22 protein-coding genes and 1 pseudogene are annotated in these 19,135 nt (G+C 66.1%); 7 read left to right on the top strand and 16 right to left on the bottom strand.

All coding sequences use genetic code 11. From position 1 onward, the window contains the following. The 6 genes from P3F85_RS17845 to P3F85_RS17820 all read right to left on the bottom strand — a co-directional run bounded on the left by P3F85_RS17845 (position 1) and on the right by P3F85_RS17820 (position 4,634). Positions 1 to 762, bottom strand: coding sequence for a GntR family transcriptional regulator (locus P3F85_RS17845; RefSeq protein ID WP_374009184.1), 762 nt, complete (start codon positions 760 to 762; stop codon positions 1 to 3). Positions 763 to 830: 68 nt separating this feature from the next. Beyond that, a complete protein-coding gene (locus P3F85_RS17840; protein WP_382323652.1) occupies positions 831 to 1,685 on the bottom strand; it encodes an NAD-dependent epimerase/dehydratase family protein in 855 nt (284 codons plus the stop codon). Positions 1,686 to 1,694: 9 nt separating this feature from the next. Beyond that, positions 1,695 to 2,006: a putative quinol monooxygenase gene (locus P3F85_RS17835; protein WP_374009182.1), complete on the bottom strand. Its 312-nt coding sequence runs from the start codon at positions 2,004 to 2,006 to the stop codon at positions 1,695 to 1,697. Between the two features lie 50 nt (positions 2,007 to 2,056). Then, entirely contained in the window at positions 2,057 to 2,896 is an 840-nt protein-coding gene (locus tag P3F85_RS17830; protein WP_374009181.1) for an SDR family NAD(P)-dependent oxidoreductase, read from the bottom strand. Positions 2,897 to 2,903: 7 nt separating this feature from the next. Then, the gene (locus P3F85_RS17825; protein WP_374009180.1) at positions 2,904 to 3,977 is read right to left on the bottom strand and encodes an alkene reductase; all 1,074 of its coding nucleotides are present in this window, start codon (positions 3,975 to 3,977) and stop codon (positions 2,904 to 2,906) included. Positions 3,978 to 4,061: 84 nt separating this feature from the next. Beyond that, entirely contained in the window at positions 4,062 to 4,634 is a 573-nt protein-coding gene (locus P3F85_RS17820; RefSeq protein WP_374009179.1) for a TetR/AcrR family transcriptional regulator, read from the bottom strand. 79 nt (positions 4,635 to 4,713) lie between these two features. Here P3F85_RS17820 and P3F85_RS17815 point away from each other — a divergent pair, with 79 nt between their 5' ends. After that, positions 4,714 to 5,010 carry a hypothetical protein gene (locus tag P3F85_RS17815; protein ID WP_374009178.1) on the top strand — a complete coding sequence of 99 codons (297 nt, stop codon included), beginning with the start codon at positions 4,714 to 4,716 and terminating at the stop codon, positions 5,008 to 5,010. A gap of 15 nt (positions 5,011 to 5,025) precedes the next feature. Here the strand turns inward: P3F85_RS17815 and P3F85_RS17810 are convergent, their stop codons facing one another. Together P3F85_RS17810 and P3F85_RS17805 are read right to left on the bottom strand one after the other, a co-directional pair. Beyond that, entirely contained in the window at positions 5,026 to 6,336 is a 1,311-nt protein-coding gene (locus tag P3F85_RS17810; protein WP_374009177.1) for an MFS transporter, read from the bottom strand. A 68-nt stretch (positions 6,337 to 6,404) separates the two neighbouring features. After that, positions 6,405 to 6,854 (bottom strand): DUF1931 family protein, encoded by a 450-nt coding sequence (locus tag P3F85_RS17805; RefSeq protein ID WP_374009176.1) that lies wholly within the window; start codon positions 6,852 to 6,854, stop codon positions 6,405 to 6,407. A gap of 130 nt (positions 6,855 to 6,984) precedes the next feature. Between P3F85_RS17805 and ykgO the strand changes: the two genes are divergently transcribed. Then, positions 6,985 to 7,107 (top strand): type B 50S ribosomal protein L36, encoded by a 123-nt coding sequence (gene ykgO, locus P3F85_RS17800; protein ID WP_064108940.1) that lies wholly within the window; start codon positions 6,985 to 6,987, stop codon positions 7,105 to 7,107. 54 nt (positions 7,108 to 7,161) lie between these two features. Here the strand turns inward: ykgO and P3F85_RS17795 are convergent, their stop codons facing one another. After that, entirely contained in the window at positions 7,162 to 7,326 is a 165-nt protein-coding gene (locus P3F85_RS17795) for a hypothetical protein (protein ID WP_374009175.1), read from the bottom strand. 91 nt (positions 7,327 to 7,417) lie between these two features. Between P3F85_RS17795 and P3F85_RS17790 the strand changes: the two genes are divergently transcribed. Both P3F85_RS17790 and P3F85_RS17785 read left to right on the top strand, forming a co-directional pair. After that, entirely contained in the window at positions 7,418 to 8,095 is a 678-nt protein-coding gene (locus tag P3F85_RS17790; RefSeq protein ID WP_374009174.1) for a DNA-binding response regulator, read from the top strand. Between the two features lie 78 nt (positions 8,096 to 8,173). Further along, positions 8,174 to 8,266 (top strand): annotated as a pseudogene (locus P3F85_RS17785) (hypothetical protein); the annotation flags it as partial. 114 nt (positions 8,267 to 8,380) lie between these two features. Here P3F85_RS17785 and P3F85_RS17780 read toward each other — a convergent pair. The 5 genes from P3F85_RS17780 to P3F85_RS17760 all read right to left on the bottom strand — a co-directional run bounded on the left by P3F85_RS17780 (position 8,381) and on the right by P3F85_RS17760 (position 14,426). Then, on the bottom strand, positions 8,381 to 9,148 hold the full coding sequence (locus tag P3F85_RS17780; RefSeq protein ID WP_374009173.1) for an HD domain-containing protein: 768 nt from the start codon (positions 9,146 to 9,148) through the stop codon (positions 8,381 to 8,383). Between the two features lie 145 nt (positions 9,149 to 9,293). Beyond that, positions 9,294 to 10,724: a DJ-1/PfpI family protein gene (locus P3F85_RS17775; RefSeq protein ID WP_374009172.1), complete on the bottom strand. Its 1,431-nt coding sequence runs from the start codon at positions 10,722 to 10,724 to the stop codon at positions 9,294 to 9,296. A gap of 189 nt (positions 10,725 to 10,913) precedes the next feature. Further along, entirely contained in the window at positions 10,914 to 12,383 is a 1,470-nt protein-coding gene (locus P3F85_RS17770) for an MFS transporter (RefSeq protein ID WP_374009171.1), read from the bottom strand. Continuing rightward, positions 12,380 to 13,783 (bottom strand): alpha/beta fold hydrolase, encoded by a 1,404-nt coding sequence (locus P3F85_RS17765; RefSeq protein WP_374009170.1) that lies wholly within the window; start codon positions 13,781 to 13,783, stop codon positions 12,380 to 12,382. The genes P3F85_RS17770 and P3F85_RS17765 overlap by 4 nt, the downstream gene beginning before the upstream one ends. 7 nt (positions 13,784 to 13,790) lie before the next feature. Next, positions 13,791 to 14,426, bottom strand: coding sequence for a DJ-1/PfpI family protein (locus tag P3F85_RS17760; RefSeq protein WP_374009169.1), 636 nt, complete (start codon positions 14,424 to 14,426; stop codon positions 13,791 to 13,793). Positions 14,427 to 14,565: 139 nt separating this feature from the next. On the opposite strand from P3F85_RS17760, the gene P3F85_RS17755 reads away from it, so the two are divergent. After that, a complete protein-coding gene (locus P3F85_RS17755; protein WP_374009168.1) occupies positions 14,566 to 15,579 on the top strand; it encodes a GlxA family transcriptional regulator in 1,014 nt (337 codons plus the stop codon). 49 nt (positions 15,580 to 15,628) lie between these two features. Here P3F85_RS17755 and P3F85_RS17750 read toward each other — a convergent pair whose 3' ends face one another. Then, positions 15,629 to 17,059, bottom strand: coding sequence for an MFS transporter (locus P3F85_RS17750; RefSeq protein WP_374009167.1), 1,431 nt, complete (start codon positions 17,057 to 17,059; stop codon positions 15,629 to 15,631). Positions 17,060 to 17,430: 371 nt separating this feature from the next. Between P3F85_RS17750 and P3F85_RS17745 the strand changes: the two genes are divergently transcribed. Together P3F85_RS17745 and P3F85_RS17740 are read left to right on the top strand one after the other, a co-directional pair. Next, positions 17,431 to 17,931, top strand: coding sequence for a nuclear transport factor 2 family protein (locus tag P3F85_RS17745; RefSeq protein ID WP_374009166.1), 501 nt, complete (start codon positions 17,431 to 17,433; stop codon positions 17,929 to 17,931). 177 nt (positions 17,932 to 18,108) lie between these two features. Next, a complete protein-coding gene (locus P3F85_RS17740; protein ID WP_374009165.1) occupies positions 18,109 to 18,234 on the top strand; it encodes a hypothetical protein in 126 nt (41 codons plus the stop codon). 129 nt (positions 18,235 to 18,363) lie between these two features. On the opposite strand, the gene P3F85_RS17735 is transcribed toward P3F85_RS17740, so the two are convergent. Next, positions 18,364 to 19,128, bottom strand: a complete 765-nt coding sequence (locus P3F85_RS17735; protein WP_374009164.1) for an amino acid ABC transporter ATP-binding protein — start codon at positions 19,126 to 19,128, stop codon at positions 18,364 to 18,366. Positions 19,129 to 19,135 lie beyond the last annotated feature (7 nt).

The following is a 19,135-nucleotide window of genomic DNA, read 5'->3' as shown; positions in this document are numbered from 1 at the left end:
TCAGCGGTTGACGAGGGTGACCTCGAACGAATAGCGGTCCGGGCGGTAGCAGTGCTGGCCGAACTCGACCGCGCGGCCGGAGTTGTCGAACGCCGTGCGGGACATCGTCAGCACGGCGGCGCCACGGCGGATGTCGAGCAGCTCCGCCTCGCTCGGCGTCGCCTCCCGTGCCCCGATCCGCTGCTTCGCCACCCGCATCGTGACACCGCGCGCCCGCAGGAGCTGGTACAGCCCGTGCGTGCGCAGGTCGTCGACGTCGAGGTCGACGAAGTCGGTGGGGAGCGTGTTGTCGAGGATCGCGATCGGCACACCGTCCGCTAGCCGCAGGCGTCTCACGTGGAGGGTGGGGCTGCCCGGCTCGAGGTCGAGGATCGCAGCCGCGCGCTCGTCCGCGGGGACGACCGCGGTATCCAGCACGGTCGTCTCCGGCCGTTGCCCCGAGCTCTCCAGGTCTTCGTACAGGCTGCTCAGCTCGACGTTGCGCGTCACCCGGCCGTGCACGACCTGGGTGCCCACCCCGCGGCGCCGGACGAGCAGGCCCTTGTCGACCAACTCCTGGATCGCGCGGCGGATCGTGGGACGGGAGAGCCCGAGCCGCAGGCCCAGCGCGACCTCGTTCTCGAGGCGCGCTCCCGCCGGGAGCGTCTCGTCGATGATCGCCTTCTCGAGACGATTCGCCACCTGGTAGTAGATCGGGACAGGGCCCGAGCGTTCCAGATCCATGAATAGATCGGTCGGCAGCGGGTGCTCCGCTTGAACCATCCACGCCCCCGAAGTGTCAGTGAGGTTGTCTTAACAACGATGATCGTATCGTGAGGACCGAGTGCGGTTCAGCGGTGGATCAGGTGCTCGGCCTCGAAACCGAGCAGCTCACGAGCCCCGGCCGTGTCGTAGGCGCCCCGGAGGCAGTACCGATCCGCATCGAACGGGACGGCCGGGTGCCAGCGGCTCATGAGCTCGGCGAGCGTCTGGTCGAGGAGGACGTCGTCGGCGACGACGTTGACCACCGAGCATCCGCGCAGCTCGCCATCCGTCATGGCCGTGATCGCGAGTTCGACGGCACGGGCGGCGTCCCGGACATCGAGGTACGCCCACAGCTCCTGCGCCATGCGTTCCGAGGCGTCGGCATCGGCACGGCGAGCCTCGATCTGCTCGCGTGTGGTGGTGAGGGGGAAGCGCATCGCCACGATCGGGAGGCCCCAGCGACGGGAGGCCATGCGAGCGCTCGCCTCGTCGCACTCCTTGCTGAGGGCGTAGCCCTCGGTCGGCCGGAGCGTGTGCGCTTCGTCGACCGGGAGGTACACGGGATCCATCGGCTCCTCGGACCACGCCATCCCGAGGATCGAGATGCTCGAGGCCATGACCACGGCCCGCACCCCCTGCTCTCCGGCAGCCTCGAGCACGGTCATCGTCGCGACAGAGTTGGCGACCAGCAGTTCGCGGGCAGTGTGCCCCACGGGCGCAGGGATGGCCGCCAGATGGACGACCGCGTCGGCACCCGCCATGAGCGAGTTCATCAGGCCGGCATCCGACACATCCCCCTCGACCTCCGTCGTCGCACGACTCAGGCCCTCTGCGGGCGGCGCGGACGAGGGGCGGTCGACGGAGATGACCTCGTGACCGGACCGGACCAGCCTGTCCACCACGGAGCGGCCGATCAGCCCACGGCCACCGGTTACGAGGATCTTCAGAACTCAGCCTCCTTGCTCGTGCTTGACGGCGAGCAGGTCCACGGTGTTCAGCTGCGGGTCCGTCGCCAGAAGGCTCGGACCGACGTCGCCCAGGGCCGCCGGAATGGCGCCGTTCAGGTGCGCTTGCCGCGCGTCCTCGTCGGCGAACGTGTCGAAGATGCCGAAATGCGTGTCATCGATCTGGAAGGCGTACCAGGTACGCGTTCCCGGCTCGAGATCGACCAGGGCTTTGCCACCGATCAGGAACTCTTTCAGTTCGCCCGCTTTATCCGGCTTCGCTTCGAGCAGCGCCAGTACACCCAACTTCAGTTCCATGTGATCCTCCTCAGCGGCGAGGACGCCCCTATGATGCAGATCCGGAGGTGTCAGGACGGACGGTACTCCTGATTCGCCCAGCCCGCAGGCTCCAGAGCGATCCGTGCGGCCTGTTCCGGCGGCAGGGCGCTGTCCCAGTCCGCCGCGTTCAGACGGGCGCCGCTGATGTCCGCGGACGCGTCCGACGTCAGCCAGAGCAGCGGTTCGACCATGACGTCCGGCTGGAGCAGTCGACTGCGCACCGCCTCGGATACGCCCTCGGGAATCATCCCGGTCTCGGTGGCGCCGCCAGGCAGCAGCCCATTGACGGTGACACCGGATCCGGCCAGATCCTGAGCCCAGATCACCGTCTCGGATTCGAGCGCCGCCTTGGAGGGCCCGTACGGCGAGAAGCCGGCGCGGCGCATGGTGTCGTGGTTCATCGTGATGTTGACGATGCGGCCCCAGCGCTGGCCCAGCAGGTGCGGCACGACCGCCTTGGCCATCAGGAACGGACCGTTGACGTTGGTGTCGATGATGGTCCGCCACGTGTCGCTGTCGACGTCCCAGAACCGCGTCGGCTCGGTCAGGAAGGAGTCGCTCACGTACTTCATGCCGCGACCGGCGTTGTTGACCAGGATGTGGAGGCCTCCGAAGGCGGCGATCGTCTCGTCGACCAGGCGCCGGCAATCCGCTTCCCGCGTCACATCCGCCTGCAGCGCCAAGACCCGGGGTGCGCCGAGCGTCGCGTTGATGTCATCGGCGACCGTGCGGAGCTCGTCCGTCTGGCGCGCGGCCGAAATGACGACGTTCGCACCGGCGCGGGCGAGGCCGAGTGCCATCGCCCGCCCCAGCCCGCGGCCACCGCCCGTGACGATGGCGACCTTGCCGTCAAACGATTCCGTTGTCATCCGTCCCCTACGCGCTGAGGCGCGGGTAGTCGGTGTAGCCCTTGGCACCCGACCCGTAGAACGTCGCTGCATTGGGCTGGTTCTCCGGGTGCTCGCCCTTCCAGCGCTCGACGAGGTCCGGGTTCGCGATCGCCAGGCGGCCGACGGCAACCGCATCCGCGTGCGAATCCTCGACCAGCGCGATCGCCTCATCGCGCGTCGTGACCGAGCCGAATCCGCTGTTCACGATGAAGGAGCCGCCGAAGCGCTCACGCAGGTCCTGCACGAGGGACCCGGTGGGCTCGCTGTGCAGCACGCTCACGTAGGCGAGGCCGAGCGGTGCGAGTCCGTCGACGACGGCCTCGTAGGTGGCGGTTGCGTCGGCGAGGTCGGTCTCGAAGACGTCCTGGATGTTGTGCATCGGCGACAGCCGGATTCCCACCCGGCCGGCTCCCACGGCCTCGGCGATCGCGGTGGTCACCTCGATGACGAAGCGGGCACGCGCCTCGGGGCTGCCGCCGTACTGGTCGTCGCGGGTGTTGGACACCGGGGAGAGGAACTGGTGCAGCAAGTAGCCGTTGGCGCTGTGCACCTCCACCCCGTCGAGGCCGGCGGCGATCGCGTTCTTCGCCGCCGCGACGAACTCGTCGCGGACGGTCGCGAGCTCGTCCGTGGTGAGCGCGTGGGGCACCGGGTAGGCGACCTTGCCGCTCGGGCCGTGCGCCTCACCGTTGATCGCCACGGCGCTCGGCGCGACGACGCGATCCTGACCGTTGATCGACGGATGCGAGACCCGTCCACCGTGCATCAACTGCATGACGATACGGCCGCCCTTGGCGTGCACCGCATCCGCGACCGCGCGCCAGCCGGCGGCCTGCTCATCCGTGACGATGCCGGGCTGGCCGGGGTACGCGCGGGACTCGTGGCTCGGGTAGGTGCCCTCGGAGATGATCAGCCCGACGCTCGCCCGCTGCGCGTAGTGCTCCGCCACCAGCGGCCCCGGGATGCCGGCTTCGCCCGAACGGGTGCGGGTGAGCGGCGCCATCACGACGCGGTTGGGGAGGTGGAGGTCGCCGAGCGAGACAGGGGAGAACAGATCCATCGAGGGATGCCTTTCAGTTTGGGGGACGTTTGCCGAACGGCCGGCACGCCCGCAGTATTCCGTCGGGTCGGTCGGCGTGTTCGCTCAGCGCGCGATCATGGCTTCCGCGGTCGAGACGATGTGGCTCCGGTAGCGGCGCTTCGCCTCCTCAGGGGAGACCGCGCCGAAGACCATCCGGACCAGTTGCGGCGCCGCCACGTACCAGTAGCACATCGCGATGATGGAGAAGTAGATGGCTTCGGCGTCACCGTCGCCGCCGAGGGCGCCGCGCACCGCAGCGACCCGCGACTGGAAGTAGCCGGACCGCTCGGCGAGCGCCGGGACATCCGCCGTGCCGTAGTGCAGCCCTTCCTGCTCGAACAGCCACGCCACCACCGGCTCCGCGGTGAGGAAGTCGAACAGGTCGCCGGCATACGCGGCGAGGTCGTCCGACTCGATCGCGACGCGGTCGGCGAGCTGGCCGAGCTTGGTCTGCAAGGCCGCCTGGAACAGCTCGTCCTTGTTGCCGATGTAGGAGTAGATCGACGCCTTGTTGACGTCGGCGCGGTCGGCGATGCGTTCGATGCGCGCGCCTCCGACGCCGTGGCGTGCGAACTCTTCCGCGCTGGCGTCGAGCAGTAGGCGGATGCTCTCATCCCGGTCGTAGCGTCTGGCCATCGATTCGGACCTCCGTTTTCATTTCTCGCAATCGTGATCTACTATATAACTAAACGTTTGTTTATATTGGAGGTCGGAAATGAATACTCAACTCACTGCACACACCATCACCGAGGCTCGCCTCGACGCCGCCCAGGTGGCCGAACTCACCGCGGGGCCCCGTCGCCCCGGTCCTCAGGTGGTGCTCCAGGCCATGGGCCTCGGCTCGCCCCGCCAGTGGACCTCGGAGCTCCCGACCGCGGCAGACCGCGTCGTCGTCGCGTACGACTCGGCCGCCGGACGCTTCGAGCGGGCATGGACGCTGACGGCGCAGACCCGCACGACCCGCTACTACACGCTGGAGAACGACACCCGCGGCGGGTACGTCAGCCACTGACCGCGGCCTGGCGAGTCAGCCGAGCGGCCCGGCCCCATCCGGGTCGGCCGCCGCTGTCGCCCCCGGGTCGACCGGCGCCGCGTCCGTGTGCACGATGTTCGTATCGGCCGGGTCCTTCTGACGACGGCTGGCGAACAGGAACGGGATCCCGATCAGCTCGACCGCCCCGCCGATCACGAGCGACGTGCCGTAGCCCCAGAGGTCGGCCGCGCGTCCGAGGGCCGGCTGGATGAACACCCCGCCGAGGCTGCCGAACAGCGAATCGAACGACAGGACGGTCGCCCGCTGCTTCGACGGGATCATGTCGTTCAGGTAGGACTGACGAACCGGTCCGGCCACAGCGAACACGAAGCCCCAGATCACCAGGAAGACGGTCGCCAGCCAGAACAGGCTCGTCAGCCCCAGCGCCACCAGGATGAGGATGCTCACCAGCGACGCTCCGATGACCGTCGTCGTCCGCTTGGCGAAGAGCCCCCGGATACGTGGCGCGAGCACGCCGCCCGCGACCTGCGCCAACGACAGGATGGCGGCAGCGAGCCCGGCGATCGAGTACGCGGTCGTGTCTCCGTAGAGCTCGAGCAGATACGGCTGCAGCGCGTAGAAGGCGTAGATCCCGACGCCCGAGGCGAACGGCGCCGACAGGATCATCCACCGCACCGATCGCTTTCGCAGCCCATGATCGATCGACTGCTTCAGCACGTTCCTGGTGGCCGCGACCGGGCCCATCGAATGGTCGGGCGTGAAGCCCAGGTCTTTCATCACCATGGCGGCGAACACCAGCATGACGACCAGCACCCCGGCCCTCAGCAGGAACGGCACGCCGAGGTTGGTCGCCTGGGCGATGACGCCGCCGAGAACCGATCCGACGAACATCGCGATCCCCGTGACGACCAGGCCACGGCCGAAGACGGCCTCGAGGCTGCCGGAGTACTTGGCGAAGGCCAGCGCGTCGACGAGCCAGGCGTCCACCGCGCCGGAGAAGAATGTGAAGCCCAGGCCGAGCAGCGCCGATACGATCGCCCACCAGACGAACGGCGCGTGCCACAGCCACAGCATCCAGTACAGGCCGGTCGTCACCGACAGGGTGATCGTGCCCAGCAGGTAGGACGCTTTCCGCCCGACCGTGTCGGCGACGACGCCCGTCGGGATTTCGAAGATCACCATGCCCGCCGTGAAGAACGCGTTCGCGGCGAACGCCTCGAAGTTCGTGAGCCCCGCGTCGAGGAGGAACAGCGTGTTGATGCCCCAGATCAGCGACGCGGCGAGCGTGTTGCCGAGCATCAAGGTCAAGTAGACGCGCTGCACGCGGCGAGCCGCCGGATTCATGACCCGCGACCGTTCGGCCCATCCCGACTCGTCACCCCGGCATGATGGACCCGGTCGGGTGGGTCTGGCTAGAGGAGCAGGTCGAAGACGCGCGTGGCGCGGTCCCAGTGCTCGGTCTGCGGGTTCTTCACCTTCTCGTCGAGGATTCGAATGGTCCGAGCCAGCGCCACACCGATACCGCCGGCCAGCTGCGGAAGTCTGTCCTGGGTCTCGTCGCTATAGGCGACGTCGAGCGGAGGGCGCCGCGTCAGCCGCTCGAGCACCGCATCCAGAGACACGTCTTCATCGATGTCCTCGAAGGCGTGGATGGACTCCTGCAAACCTTTCGTGATCGGCAGGTCCTGCGGCTCGATGATGTCGCGGCCATTGGCCTTCGCATTCGCCACGCCGCGGAGGAGCAGAGCGTAGATCCTGTCGTTGACGAAATCGTCGAAGCGCCGCAGATCGTCTTTATCCACGTCGAGGCTGGCGGCCAGGCGGAAGAACCGCTCGAAGCTGGAAATACCGAAGAGTTCCATGATGTCGACGCTCCTGATGTGCGCGAGTGCCCACGGAGGGACGCACGACCGTCACCTTACGCCGCGTTTAGTGAATAAAACACCAACCTCCCGTGTTATTGAGAATAGGTTTCAACAAGGGAGGTCCGTCATGAAGGTACGCAACTCACTGAGCTCGCTCAAGTCGATGCCCGGCGCCCAGGTGGTTCGCCGCCGGGGTCGCACGTTCATCATCAACAAGAAGAACCCGCGGATGAAGGCTCGCCAGGGCTGAGCAGCACGCGAAAGAAAGGGCGCAGGGTCACACGACCCTGCGCCCTTCTCTGTATCAGACGCGGCGGCTGCCCGTGAGCATGCGGACCAGCCAGATGATGACCGCGAGCACCAGGAGCACGATGCCGACCCAGAGGAGGAAGTTCAGCGAGGACACGAAGCCGCCCGTGAGAAGCAGAATGATGGCGATGACGGCGATGACGATGAGCAGGATGTTCATGGGAGGAGCCTTTCTCTGTAAGCAGGGACAGCCCAACGGAACCACCGTGAGGGAGGTCGTTCCACACCCCTGGGGGTGTATTGTCCGTCGCATGTCGTCCGGGATCGCTACGCGCACGGCTCCTTTCACCGTCGCCCTCGTGGATGACTACGACGTCGTGCTTGTGGGGTTGGCGCACATGTTCGACGACTACCGGGACCGGCTCGTCGTCGCTGAGATCGACGCGAACACTCCCCTGGAGGAGCCGATCGATGTCGTCCTCTACGACGCCTTCGCGCAGCCCGAGTCGAGCCACGAACAGATCGGCGAACTCGTCAAGAATCCGCGCGCCCGCCACGTCGTCGTCTACACCTGGAACTTCCACCCGGAGCTCATCCAGCAGGCGCACGAGCAGGGCGTCCACGGCTACCTGTCGAAGACTCTGACGGCAGAGGAACTGGTCCTCGCGCTCGAGGCGGTGCATCGAGGTGAGCGGGTGGTGAGCGAGGCGCCGGTCCGCGCATCCAGCGCGCCGGGCCTCGACTGGCCGGGGCGTCGCGAGGGGATCACGGACCGCGAATCCGAGATCCTCGCCCTGATCACGCAGGGCAAGAGCAACGCGGAGGTCGCCGAACTCACCTACCTGAGCCCGAACACCGTGAAGTCGTACATCCGCAGCGTCTACCGCAAGATCGGCGCCGAGAGCCGAAGCCAAGCCGTGATCTGGGGCATCGACCACGGCTTCCGGCCCGACCACCGGCGCATCGAGAGCTGGCTCGGGGGACCCTGACCCCGGATCCGACCACTTGTCGTGGGTCCCGGCCGCGCGCACCCTGGACGTAGCGCGACAGCGGTCCAAGGAGGAAGCATGCGCAATGCAGCCGACCTGCGACAGGTCTACTCGAACCTCATCGCGGGACGGGTCACGTGGTCGGGAACTCACACCGGATCGTTCGTCGGGGTGCCGGCGACCGGTAAACGCGTGACCTTCGGCGCGATGCACGCTGTCCCACTAGCACGCGCGACGTGTGTAACTCGGCCGCTTGCTGACGGCGAAATCGGCGCGAGCGGCAGGTCAGCCACGGAACGGCGCGAGCTGGATGGCGATGTCGAAGGCGCCGTAGCGACGCAGGAATTGCACTCGCCCGCGGGGCACACGAGCGGCCTCGGTGCGGCTCGCGGCGATGAACTCGCCCTTGAACCCAAGGCGGGGATGCTGCTCCACCACCCAGCCGAGCAAGTCCGGGGGAAGCTGCCAAGAGCGCAGGCCGACGACGTCGAGACCGGCGCCGGCGGCCAGCAGGTAGGGCACAGGACCACTCGCCAGGGGGACGTTGGGGTTCAGGTGAAGCGTTATCGCGTTGGAGATTGTTTCGGTGGCAGCCGAAGACAGGCCGACCCCCTCCGCGACGTCGCGGGCGATGCGGGCGCTGCCGCGGGTGAAGTCGACCTTCTGACCGCTGATGGGCAGGCCGGTGTCGTGCAGCAGGGCCGCTGCAAACAGTAGCTCCGCGTCGACGGTTAGCCCCTCCAGCGCCCCGATGGCGGCACCGAACATGAACGTCCGGTAGGAGTGGTTGAGGACGGCGGGAGTCAGCCGGCGCTGCGCGTGCTCGACGGCAGCCCGAGTAAGCGCCGACGACGGCGGAACCAGCAGTGCGGGTGCGAGCCGGGCGCGGCGGCCGGAGTTCAGCCTGACCAGCATCGACAGGCGACCGGCCGCGTTAGCAGCGTGCGCCCAGGCGACGGGACGCAGCAGCGAACGGCGCTCGGCGAGGGACAGCTGGCCGCCGGTGCGGTCAACCCAGCCGAAGGTCCCGAGGTCCGTGGCAGCGGCTTTCATCGCATCTCCTGGTGTGGTGGACGAGCGTCGGATTGGGGGCAGTCCCTGGGGAACACTTCATCGAGCAACTGCGGTGAACGCTCCGATCCCATCTAGTACCGTCTCGTCTTGGGGAACGCATTTCACGAAATGGTCGCCGCAACGACTAACTCTGGGGCCGTGACTTGGCTTGACGGCTAAGCCGGGCGCGACGTTGACGCGTGATGATGGTCGGAGTTAGCCCGACTACGACAGAGACCAGGATTGTCAAGATCAGCAGGACGGGCACGCGAGGATCGTTTCCAGACACCATGCGCAGCCCGCGCGTCGGGTACTCCAGCATTTTCGCCACGGAAACTGCAGTGGCGGTGTTGGTCTGAGCGGCGAGATCGGTGAGCGAGGTATTGAACGCGGCGCCGGCGCTCCCACCCGGCTTCGGTGTGATGCTGATTCCTCGCTGCGAGGCCCACGCGTTGATCGCGGACGGAAGCTCTTTCGATGAAGAGGCGGCCGGAGCGATAACACGGTCGAGCTTTGTTCGAAGCTGCGCGACGGGGGTCGTCTCGATGACCACGCCGTTCTGAGTCGTGATGCTGTATCCGGTCGCGATGGGGACGAGCTGGGCGGCGGAAGAGTAATTGTTCACCTCGAAAGGGGCGATGGCGTCGGCTTCGCTGATGCCATCGGAGAGAACCACACCGACGTGCGGCCGCAGCCACGGAAGCGTGAGGTTGAGGGCCGCCGACACATCGCCTACGTCCCAGTGCTGGACAGGAATGGCGGATGATTCATCAAGGAACCACGTTGGATAGCGCAAGGCGTGCCCAACGGCCTGAGCCTCGTCATCACCAGCGAGCTGCCGCATGACCTGCAACGAGGCCGGGATGCCCGAGGTTACGCCGGCGGTTGTGGTGATTGGGCCGTCCTGAACATATCGCTGCCCCGACACCCAATCGACCTCTGGATCGGACGCCTTGAGCGAAGCTATTCGAGACCAGTGAGAGGTTGCTTTGCGCCCGTCCAATAGGTCGGTAGCGGCGAGCACTCGAGCGCCGGCACAGATTGCGAGCACTCGCGATCCGCCGTCCGCCTGGCTCGTGATCCAGTCGCGGAGCTGGGATTCGACCTTGCCCGCGGGATCGTTCACCGCGGGAACTACGACGAGATCGGGCTTCTTCGCTCTGCCCGACGCGACGTCATCGAACGTATAGGCCGGCCGTACCGAGAGACCACCGTTGAGAGGGACGGGCATCGAAGTTTCGGCGACAGTATAGACCTGGAACTTTTTGGAACGAGCAAAGACCTCGTAGGGACCGAATGCGTCGTACCCATCAGTCCCCGAAACGCCGAGAGCCACGGCCACCACGATCGGTGCGCCGGCGGTCGAAGGGCGGCTCTTCGGGCCTGGCCTCGCGCCTGCGGTTGCACCGTCTGCCGACATCTGAACGATTGGGCCGATCACGAGGAGGCTCGCGAAAGTGACCAACGCAAGGCCCACCCCAGTTGTGATGCGAAGGACGCCACCAATGGCCGTGCGCCGACGGCTCTTCCCTCTCGGGGTTTGTTCTTCGCTTATTCGCGAACGGTCGGTGTTCATTGTCGATTCTCCTTCGGATTGCCGATTCGGGCGGCGGAACTAGGGCCGTCTAGATGCCGGCGCGGGTGGCATTTCCGGGATGCGCTCGTATCGAGATGGGAGCGGAAGGTCGGCGTGCGAATGACGCAGGTCGCGGCATGTTGTCTCGTCTCTGTCGTGTTGCTCCCTGCACGCACAAGCGCCTCGCTGTCAAGGACGGCCACCTGAACCCTCGCCCGATACCCCGACCGGAAACGCCCGACTCCTCAAACCGACGATTCTCATCAAACTGGCCTGGACTTGCGGGAATGTTGCCGCCGCGACGATCCCGCCGAAGAGTGCGAAGCCCGCAGCGGTCAGTTGAGCCGCGCCCACTCCAGCGGCCGCCACCGAAGGACCGGAGCTCCCGTTTGCGATGGCTGTTGCGCGGCCAGCCGCGTCGACAGCGCCGTAGACCGCGATTCCCAGGGCTCCTCCAAGCTGAGCTGACGCCGAAGCGAGTCCAGAGCCCACGCCCGCGTTACGGGCAGCGACCCCCTCGGAGATGACCAGAGTCGTCGGAGTGAAACTGAGGGCTACGCCGGCCGCGGCGAGCAACAGCAGCGGTAGGACGTGAAGGAAGTAGCTCCCATCAGTGCCGGTTCCAGCCAGGAGGAAATGTACTGCCGCCAACAGAAGCAGGCCCCCAAAGGCCACCCACTGAGGGCCCAACCGTTTCAGCAGCTTGGGAAGCAGCAGCAGGCTGACCGCGAATCCTGCCAAAGACGTCGGAAGCATGCCAAGCCCTGCAGCAGGAGGTGAGAAAGTCAGCACCTGCTGGAGCATGAGAGCGACGAGAACGAAACAGCCGATCCGCGCTGCACCACCGGCCAGATTCACGACCAAGCCGCCCACAACACGTGCCTCTCGCAGAAGCCCGGGCGGCAGAATCGGGTCGGCACTTCGCCTCTCCGCGAACGCGAACAGGACGGCGGCCTCGAGTGCGACCCCGATTGCTATACCGACCGGCGGTGATGACCAACCGAGGACAGGCCCGGTGAGAACCGCGTAGACGGACGCGACCGCCGCCGCCGTGATGAGGCCAGCTCCCAGGACATCGAACCGGCGACGCTCACGGCCGCGATCCTTCGACACCAGGACAAGAGCCGCACCAGTGATCAGGATGGCAACAATGCCAGCCGCGGCGAGCACCCCGTGCCAGCCGACAGAACCGACCAAGAGGCCCCCAAGGGTCACACCGAGTGCGCCGCCGAGCGCCGAGGCCGCGCCCCAGCCGCTCATTGCTGTTGCGCGCTGTCGGCCCGTCGTGCGGGCCAGGATCACAGACATCGCAGCGGAGCTCAGGATTGCCGCGCCACCGCCCTGCACAAGTCGAGCAACTACGAGAACCCATTCGGTTCCCGCGACAGCGCCGATGAAAGACCCGACCGCGAGCACGAGACTGCCGGTCAGCACCATTCGACGTCGTCCGAAGACGTCCGCCGCGCGCCCCGAGATCAGGAGCAGCCCCCCGAAGCTGAGGAAGTACGCGTTGAGTACCCACGCGGTCCCGATGGCGTCAAGCCGGAGGTCGCTCGCGATGCTCGGAAGAGCCACGTTGAGCACAGATGAGTCCAGCATGACTAGGAATTGCGCGGCAACCAGGGTCAGGATCAGCGGACGCGACATTTTCTCGCTCATGGGCGGCCACCCGCGGAGGCTAGGCGCTGGCCGGTACGGACTGCGGTGACCACATCAGCGATACTGTGCGCGGTCGCCGCAGCGCCTCGCTCGCTAGCGACCATGCCTGGATGGTCCACGCCCGGGACGATGCGGTGAACGCTGTCGGTAGAAAGGTTGAGCATTTCGTTTTGGGCTTGGAACCAGGAGGAGTCGTGCCCGATCGAGGCGGTGAGCACGACGAGTGGCTTATCGCCGATGCTCGTGAGGGTGGCGGCATCTCTGACGGAGTCGCCGGCGTCGATGTACTCGTCCAGAGAGCTTTCGAGGCTTCTCGCGGTCGCGGCGTTTGCCTGGACCTCCTCTTCATAGGGAGCCGGCAGTCCCGCGGGAATGAATGCGTTGAGCAACCTGATGAGCCCGAAACGGGCGGATACCGAGAGGAGTGCCGCGACGCGATGCAACGTCTCCGTGGAACCCTCTCCGCCATGCGCTGCCCGGTCCGGTGCGGTCGAGTCGACCAGCACCATGCCGGCTACCTCTTTCGGGTAGAGCTTGGCGAAGGAGCGGACATAAAGCCCGCCGAAGGAATGGCCGCCGAGCACGTAGGGTCCCCGCTCGCCGCTTCGGTGTAGCGCCGTATGAAGGTCGACAGCGATTTGTTTCCCGCTCGGCGGGGTTGCGACGTCGTCGCTCCAGCCGCGCCCAGCTCTGTCATACGTGCAGATGCGGGTGTCGCGGGCGACAGCCGCGCTGATCCGTCCGACCCCGGAGGAGGAGACTGCACCGCCCGCCTCGAAAACGACGGTTGGGCTCCCCGACCCCGTGCAGCGCAAGTGGAGCCGGTGTCCGCCGACGTCGACGAGCCGCCCGGGGACCGGGTGCGACTGCGTATCCGCGGTTTCGGCGACGGTTTCAATGCCGCCTCCCACGGAAGCGAGGACGAGGAGCACCGCCACTGGATACAGCACCGCTTTCGGGATGCCGCGCTGCCACCGCACGCTCCAGACCATCCAGACCGCAATTCCGAGCAAGGCTGGCGGCCAGACCCAATCGAGGAACCGGTGGGCGGGCGCTCCGAATGTCAGCAGCAACAGGCCGCCCTCGGCGAAGACGAGCGCAGCCAAGAGCGCCCAACGCTGCCGTACCTTCGTGGCGTGTCCTAGGAGCAGCCCGAGCAGCAGCCATCCCGAAGCCAGTCCCATCAGCGCTGCACCGGTGACGCTGCTCTCGGAAACGGGGACGAAAGGTACGAACGGCAACGCCAGAGCAAGACTGATACCGACGACGATCGCTAGGAGGGCCCCTCGGCCTGGGTGCCGCTTGCGACAAGCGGCGGGCAATGACGGAGAGTGTGTGCGCCCATCTTCGTCAGCCACGAGCGACTCGGGAATGGCTTCGGTTGGTGAGTTCAAGTTCATGATGTTTTCAGACCAGGGGTTGCGGGTCGTACTGGATTTCGCGGCGGACCTCTTCGGCCCGCTCGCTGCTAGCGAGTCGGGCAACGAGGTGGAGCGCCATGTCGATGCCGGCGCTGACACCGGCGCTTGTCAGGAGGTCGCCGTCGTCGACGTATCGAGCATCGGTGTCGATGATTGCGGACGGTTCAAGCCCGGCCAGGAGGTCAAGCGAGGCCCAATGGGTGGTGGCCGGGCGATCGGCGAGGAGCCCAGCCGCCGCGTACACGAGGCTGCCGGTGCAGACCGATGCCATCAGCGGAACCCGTACCCGCTGCTCCCGTACCCAGTTGAGGTGCTCGTTATCGCGCAGCAGGCGCCGCGTGCCCATCCCTCCCGGGTGGATCAATACCGCAAGCTCCGACGCATCACTGATGGAGTGGTGCGCCCCGAGAACGAGGCCCTTGGCAGCAACGACCTGCGAGCCATCCTGCGAGACGCAGGAGACGCGCCAACCATCCTCGGGGTATCGCTGAGTCCAATAGGAGAGCACATCCCACGGGCCGACCGCGTCGAGCTCCTCGACACCGTTGAACAGGAAGATGCCGATGTGCTGCAGCGCGGAGCCTGCCGGCTCGATGGGATAATTGGTGGGATTTGTTGGCATTGGTGTTCCTTTGATGATGCTGAAAACTCGTGAGCCCACAGGCACACTCACTGCTTGCTTCGAATCAATTGCAGTAGCCGAGCGCTTTTGCTCGGGGATACATTTCACGCTATAGGCGCCGAAGCGGAGGGCCTAGGACATGGAGTTGACGATCTCGGACACGACGCCAGCCACGGCTGGCGCTTACACGAGCGTCGCCGGGCCCCGGGTCGTGATCGTGGGCTTTCCATCGACTCAGATCCTCGACGTCACTGGCCCGCTTGAGGTGTTCTCCAGCGCGTCGCGGTTCCTCTCCATCCCTCGGTACGTCACGGAGATCGTCAGCACCGAGGGCGGCCCGGTTGTCTCCAGCAGTGGGCTCATATACGAGTCCAAACGCATCGACGAGATCGACGGTGAGATCGACACCCTCGTGGTTTCCGGCGGCAGCGACATGTCCGCCGCAGCGTCCGACAGGAAGCTGGTCGACAACATCCAACGGCTGGCGCGTCGAGCCCGACGGGTCACCTCCGTCTGCTCGGGCGCCTTCCTGCTCGCTGCCGCAGGGCTGCTGGATGGGCGTCGGGCGACCACTCACTGGGATGAGTGCGCGCTGCTCCAGCGCGACTACCCGAGCGTCGCAGTGGAACCTGACTCCATCTACGTCCATGACGGAAACGTCTGGACCTCCGCTGGCGTGACAGCAGGCATCGACCTCGCGCTTGCATTGGTGGCGGACGACCACGGAAGACAGGCCGCGGCCGTTGTTGCGCGACGACTGGTGGTGTACCTGCGCCGATCCGGGGGTCAGGCACAGTTCTCGCCCCTGCTCGCTGCCCAGTCGGCCGAGGACGAGCCCATCCGAAATCTTCTCGAGTGGCTCCCGGATCACCTGACCCACGACCTTTCCATCCCTTCGCTGGCAGCTCGCGTGCATCTCTCGGAGCGGCAGTTCAGCCGCGTGTTCAAAGCGGAAATCGGCGTGACACCCGCTGAGCATGTGGAGGCGGTGAGGCTTGAGTCAGCGTGCCGCCTGCTCGAGACGACAACGAACCCTGTCGACGAAATCGCGCGCAACACCGGGTTCGGCTCACCCGAAACGATGAATCGGGTCTTCCAACGCCGCCTCAACACCACCCCGACCGAGCATCGCCACCACTTCGGTGCCACTTAGGCCCCGAGCGGCCGTATAGGAGGGGCACTCGCGAGCGCCCCTCCTGTCGTCAGACTGCGGGCTCGCTCTCCGCCAGCTCAGCGGACCGCGACGCGCCCGGCATCGCCGCAAGCACGACCACGGCGCCGATGACGGCCGTGATAGCGGCACCGGCAAAGGCGGCGGAGTACCCGCTCGTCAACGCGGTAGTAGTGGATCCCCCGCGGGTGACGCCGGCCGCGACGGCGGTAAGGACGGCCAGACCCATCGCGGACCCGATCTGGTAGCTCGTGCTCACCAGGCCGGAAGCGACTCCCATATCCGCGGGAGGGGCGGCGCCGATAGCCGTCCCCAGCGAGGGCACGAAGGCGAGAGCCATTCCGAAGGCGGCGATAAGCGAAGCGGGCAGGACATCCACCGGGTACACGCCATCGGGACGTGCAAGCGCGAGCCAACCCAGCCCCGCCGCCAGCAGAAACAGCCCGGTGGCAATGAGCGTCTTCGCGCCGAAGCGAGCCTGGAGGCGAGGCGCGAGCGCGACCATGACGATCACGATGAGGCCCGTCATCGGGAGAAGAGCAGCCCCGGCTGCGAACGCTCCCGCGCCCATCACCTGCTGAAGGTACAGGTTCAGGAAGAACCACATCGACACCCACGCGGCACCGAGGAGCAACTGTGCGAGGTTCGCAGCGCCGAGCTGCGGGGCGCGCAGAAGCCCCAGGTTCAACAGCGGGTTACGGGAGCGGCGCTGGATCACGAAGAACACGACGAGCAGCAGCACGCCTGCTCCGAGCAGCAACAGGGTGGTGGCCGAGAACCATCCGGCCTCCGGTGCGCGAACAACGCCGAAGACCAGCGCGGCCAGCCCTGCGGTGACTGTGATCGCTCCCGCGATGTCGATCGACCCGGCTGGGCGTCGGAGCGTGCGAGGAAGTGACGCACCGGTCAGCGCAATGACGACCGCTGCGATCGGCACAGTGATGTAGAAGACCCACGGCCAGCTCGCGTACTCGGTGAGGACGCCGCCGAGGAAGACACCGACAGTCCCGCCGATGGGCGCGGCAGCACCGTAAACGGCGAATGCCTTGGGTAGCTGCGGAGTCCCGCCGAAGAGCAGCATCAAAAGGCTCAACGCAGCAGGTGCGATCAACGCAGCTCCGGCCCCCTGGACGGCACGACCAGCGATCTCAACACCTGCGTTCCCCGCGGCACCGGCCATGATCGACCCGACAATCAGCACCAACCAGCCGAGAACGAAGATCTTGCGTGCGCCGAACAGGTCAGCCAGGCGGCCACCGAGCAGCAGAAGCCCTCCGAAAGCGACCACGTAAGCGTTGAACACCCAGGACAGCGATTCCGGCGAAAAGCCGAGCTCCCGCTGCAGGTCGGGAAGGGCGACGCCAATGATCGAGGTGTCCATAATGACGATGAATTGGGCGGCGGCGATGAGCGCAAGGCCAAGCCACCGCTTTCGCGGGGAGGCCACGGACGAGATAGACATTCGAGTTCCTTTGGTCTGACGGTGAATACCGGGTAGGGGTATCACCCTATACCCCCTAGGGGTATATATATGCAGTGGTTGCTCGAACGCGTAGCAAGAGAACGCCGCCTAAGCAGACCCGTAAGGAGCGGCCTTCGTCCCATGAGCTGCAAACCCGCCTGACCCACCCCGCGAGTGACTGTCTAGGGTGTGGGCCGTCGAATCCATCTCGACTGATACACACACGAGGCGTCTGGAGCGCAGGTATTGGGGAACATCGCCCGACAGGCGCACCTCGAGTCTCACTCTCGATCTTGTAACTTTGGGAAAGTGATTTCTCGTGATGCGTCTGGTCGCTCGCTTGATCATGCAGAGACCGCGATTCATCGGCGATGCTCGTCGGCGACGTTTCGGCGTTGGATCTCTTGATCTCCAACGACCTTGTTTTCATCGGCCCGGATGGTAGCCGGATCAGCAAGACCGCTGATCTGCATGCGTATCGCAAAGGACAACCCAATTCGAACGCATTTGGATGCATACCTTCGAGCTCATTGCGGGCCGCATCTGCTCGCTCACGCTTCGACGGCGCCGTCGTAGACGTCTTCTCCGGAGCTCGGCGTTCGAGGTCCCGGTACTTCTCTGCCGGGGACCGGATGAGCGCTAGTTGCTCCGACCGCTCGCGAACGAACCAACTAGCCCCGCGACCCGCGGTTAGTGCTCACAGTAAGATGCCCCAGCAACGCTGGCGCATCTTACTTTTTGCGATGCCGGCGGACGTTTCCCAACGACCAGCACCTGAACGAGAGCATCACCCTTGGTCGGTGCGCTTTGGCAGCCGCGCTTGCACAGAGTCCCGCGCGATAGGGGCGCGACACCGACGGGCAACACCTTAGACGGACGCGAGTCAGCGCGGGCTCACGCTGCTGGTTCAAGTTCAAGACTGCGCTCCGAGAGGCCGAGCTTGAGCCGATAACCCTCCACGACCTCAGACACACGGCCGCTCATTGGCCATTAGCTCGGGCGCCAACGTCAAAGCAGTCCAGCGGATGCTCGGGCACGCGTCCGCTGCAATGACCCTCGATCTGTACGCAGACCTCTTCGACGACGACCTCGACGACGTCGCCATGCGCCTCCAAGCCGCCGTCTCCGCGGCAAGTGTGGGCAATATGTGGGCGAGTCCATCATCCGCCGACTGAAAAACCCCCGAAATCGCTGGGATTCCGGGGGTTTCGAATGGCGGAGACGGAGGGATTTGAACCCTGATGGTGCTCCTTAAGCCGCTTGGCGATGCGCCGAAACCCGCGGAATTCAGCGCGGCGGCCGCCCTACAGCACCTGCGAGAGGAAGCGCTTCAACCGCTCCGAGCGCGGACGGTCGAACACATCCGCGGGGGCACCCTGTTCCACCACGACGCCACCATCCATGAAGACGACACGGTCGGCGACCCGCCGGGCGAAGCCCATCTCATGGGTGACGACGACCATCGTCATCCCGGCCCTCGCCAGGCCGGTCATGACGTCGAGGACGCCCTTGACCAGCTCAGGGTCGAGTGCGGATGTCACCTCGTCGAACAGCATGAGCTCCGGGTCCATGGCGAGCGCGCGCGCGATCGCCACGCGCTGCTGCTGACCGCCGGAAAGCTGCGACGGGCGCGAGGACGCCTTGTGGACGAGGCCGACTTCGGTCAGCCTCTCGCGCGCGATCCGGTCCGCTTCGGCCCTGCCGATGCGCTTGACTTTGCGCAGCGAGATCGACACGTTCTCCAGCACGGTCATGTGCGGGAAGAGGTTGAAGTTCTGGAAGACCATGCCCATCCGGCTGCGCACCGCATCGATGTTCGTTTTCGGCGCGGTGATGTCCTGGCCGTCCAGCACGACGCGGCCAGAGCTCGGCTCCTCCAGACGATTCAGCAGGCGCAGGAGGGTCGACTTGCCCGATCCGGACGGCCCGATGATGCAGACCACTTCACCGGGTTCGATGGTCAGGTCGATGCCCTTGAGCACCTCGACCGGGCCGAAGTTCTTGTGGATGCCCTCTAGTGCAACCCGACCGGCCTTCACCGGCGCAGTCGTCGTCGTGTCTGCTCCCATAGCGTGC

It is taken from the genome of Leifsonia sp. T36S-04 (genome assembly GCF_042465655.1).
Lineage (GTDB): Bacteria > Actinomycetota > Actinomycetes > Actinomycetales > Microbacteriaceae > Leifsonia.
The sequence above is the reverse complement of the archived record's forward strand: the minus strand, read 5'-3'. Positions and strand labels throughout refer to the sequence as shown.

What these genes read in the sequence shown, in the direction of transcription:
- P3F85_RS17845 (WP_374009184.1), bottom strand. Translation starts at nt 762, where the DNA reads ATGGTTCAAGCGGAGCACCCGCTGCCGACCGATCTATTCATGGATCTG.
- P3F85_RS17835 (WP_374009182.1), bottom strand. Translation starts at nt 2,006, where the DNA reads ATGGAACTGAAGTTGGGTGTACTGGCGCTGCTCGAAGCGAAGCCGGAT.
- P3F85_RS17830 (WP_374009181.1), bottom strand. Translation starts at nt 2,896, where the DNA reads ATGACAACGGAATCGTTTGACGGCAAGGTCGCCATCGTCACGGGCGGT.
- P3F85_RS17825 (WP_374009180.1), bottom strand. Translation starts at nt 3,977, where the DNA reads ATGGATCTGTTCTCCCCTGTCTCGCTCGGCGACCTCCACCTCCCCAAC.
- P3F85_RS17820 (WP_374009179.1), bottom strand. Translation starts at nt 4,634, where the DNA reads ATGGCCAGACGCTACGACCGGGATGAGAGCATCCGCCTACTGCTCGAC.
- P3F85_RS17815 (WP_374009178.1), top strand. Translation starts at nt 4,714, where the DNA reads ATGAATACTCAACTCACTGCACACACCATCACCGAGGCTCGCCTCGAC.
- P3F85_RS17810 (WP_374009177.1), bottom strand. Translation starts at nt 6,336, where the DNA reads ATGAATCCGGCGGCTCGCCGCGTGCAGCGCGTCTACTTGACCTTGATG.
- P3F85_RS17805 (WP_374009176.1), bottom strand. Translation starts at nt 6,854, where the DNA reads ATGGAACTCTTCGGTATTTCCAGCTTCGAGCGGTTCTTCCGCCTGGCC.
- ykgO (WP_064108940.1), top strand. Translation starts at nt 6,985, where the DNA reads ATGAAGGTACGCAACTCACTGAGCTCGCTCAAGTCGATGCCCGGCGCC.
- P3F85_RS17795 (WP_374009175.1), bottom strand. Translation starts at nt 7,326, where the DNA reads ATGAACATCCTGCTCATCGTCATCGCCGTCATCGCCATCATTCTGCTT.
- P3F85_RS17790 (WP_374009174.1), top strand. Translation starts at nt 7,418, where the DNA reads ATGTCGTCCGGGATCGCTACGCGCACGGCTCCTTTCACCGTCGCCCTC.
- P3F85_RS17780 (WP_374009173.1), bottom strand. Translation starts at nt 9,148, where the DNA reads ATGAAAGCCGCTGCCACGGACCTCGGGACCTTCGGCTGGGTTGACCGC.
- P3F85_RS17775 (WP_374009172.1), bottom strand. Translation starts at nt 10,724, where the DNA reads ATGAACACCGACCGTTCGCGAATAAGCGAAGAACAAACCCCGAGAGGG.
- P3F85_RS17770 (WP_374009171.1), bottom strand. Translation starts at nt 12,383, where the DNA reads ATGAGCGAGAAAATGTCGCGTCCGCTGATCCTGACCCTGGTTGCCGCG.
- P3F85_RS17765 (WP_374009170.1), bottom strand. Translation starts at nt 13,783, where the DNA reads ATGAACTTGAACTCACCAACCGAAGCCATTCCCGAGTCGCTCGTGGCT.
- P3F85_RS17760 (WP_374009169.1), bottom strand. Translation starts at nt 14,426, where the DNA reads ATGCCAACAAATCCCACCAATTATCCCATCGAGCCGGCAGGCTCCGCG.
- P3F85_RS17755 (WP_374009168.1), top strand. Translation starts at nt 14,566, where the DNA reads ATGGAGTTGACGATCTCGGACACGACGCCAGCCACGGCTGGCGCTTAC.
- P3F85_RS17750 (WP_374009167.1), bottom strand. Translation starts at nt 17,059, where the DNA reads ATGTCTATCTCGTCCGTGGCCTCCCCGCGAAAGCGGTGGCTTGGCCTT.
- P3F85_RS17745 (WP_374009166.1), top strand. Translation starts at nt 17,431, where the DNA reads ATGCTCGTCGGCGACGTTTCGGCGTTGGATCTCTTGATCTCCAACGAC.
- P3F85_RS17740 (WP_374009165.1), top strand. Translation starts at nt 18,109, where the DNA reads ATGACCCTCGATCTGTACGCAGACCTCTTCGACGACGACCTCGACGAC.
- P3F85_RS17735 (WP_374009164.1), bottom strand. Translation starts at nt 19,128, where the DNA reads ATGGGAGCAGACACGACGACGACTGCGCCGGTGAAGGCCGGTCGGGTT.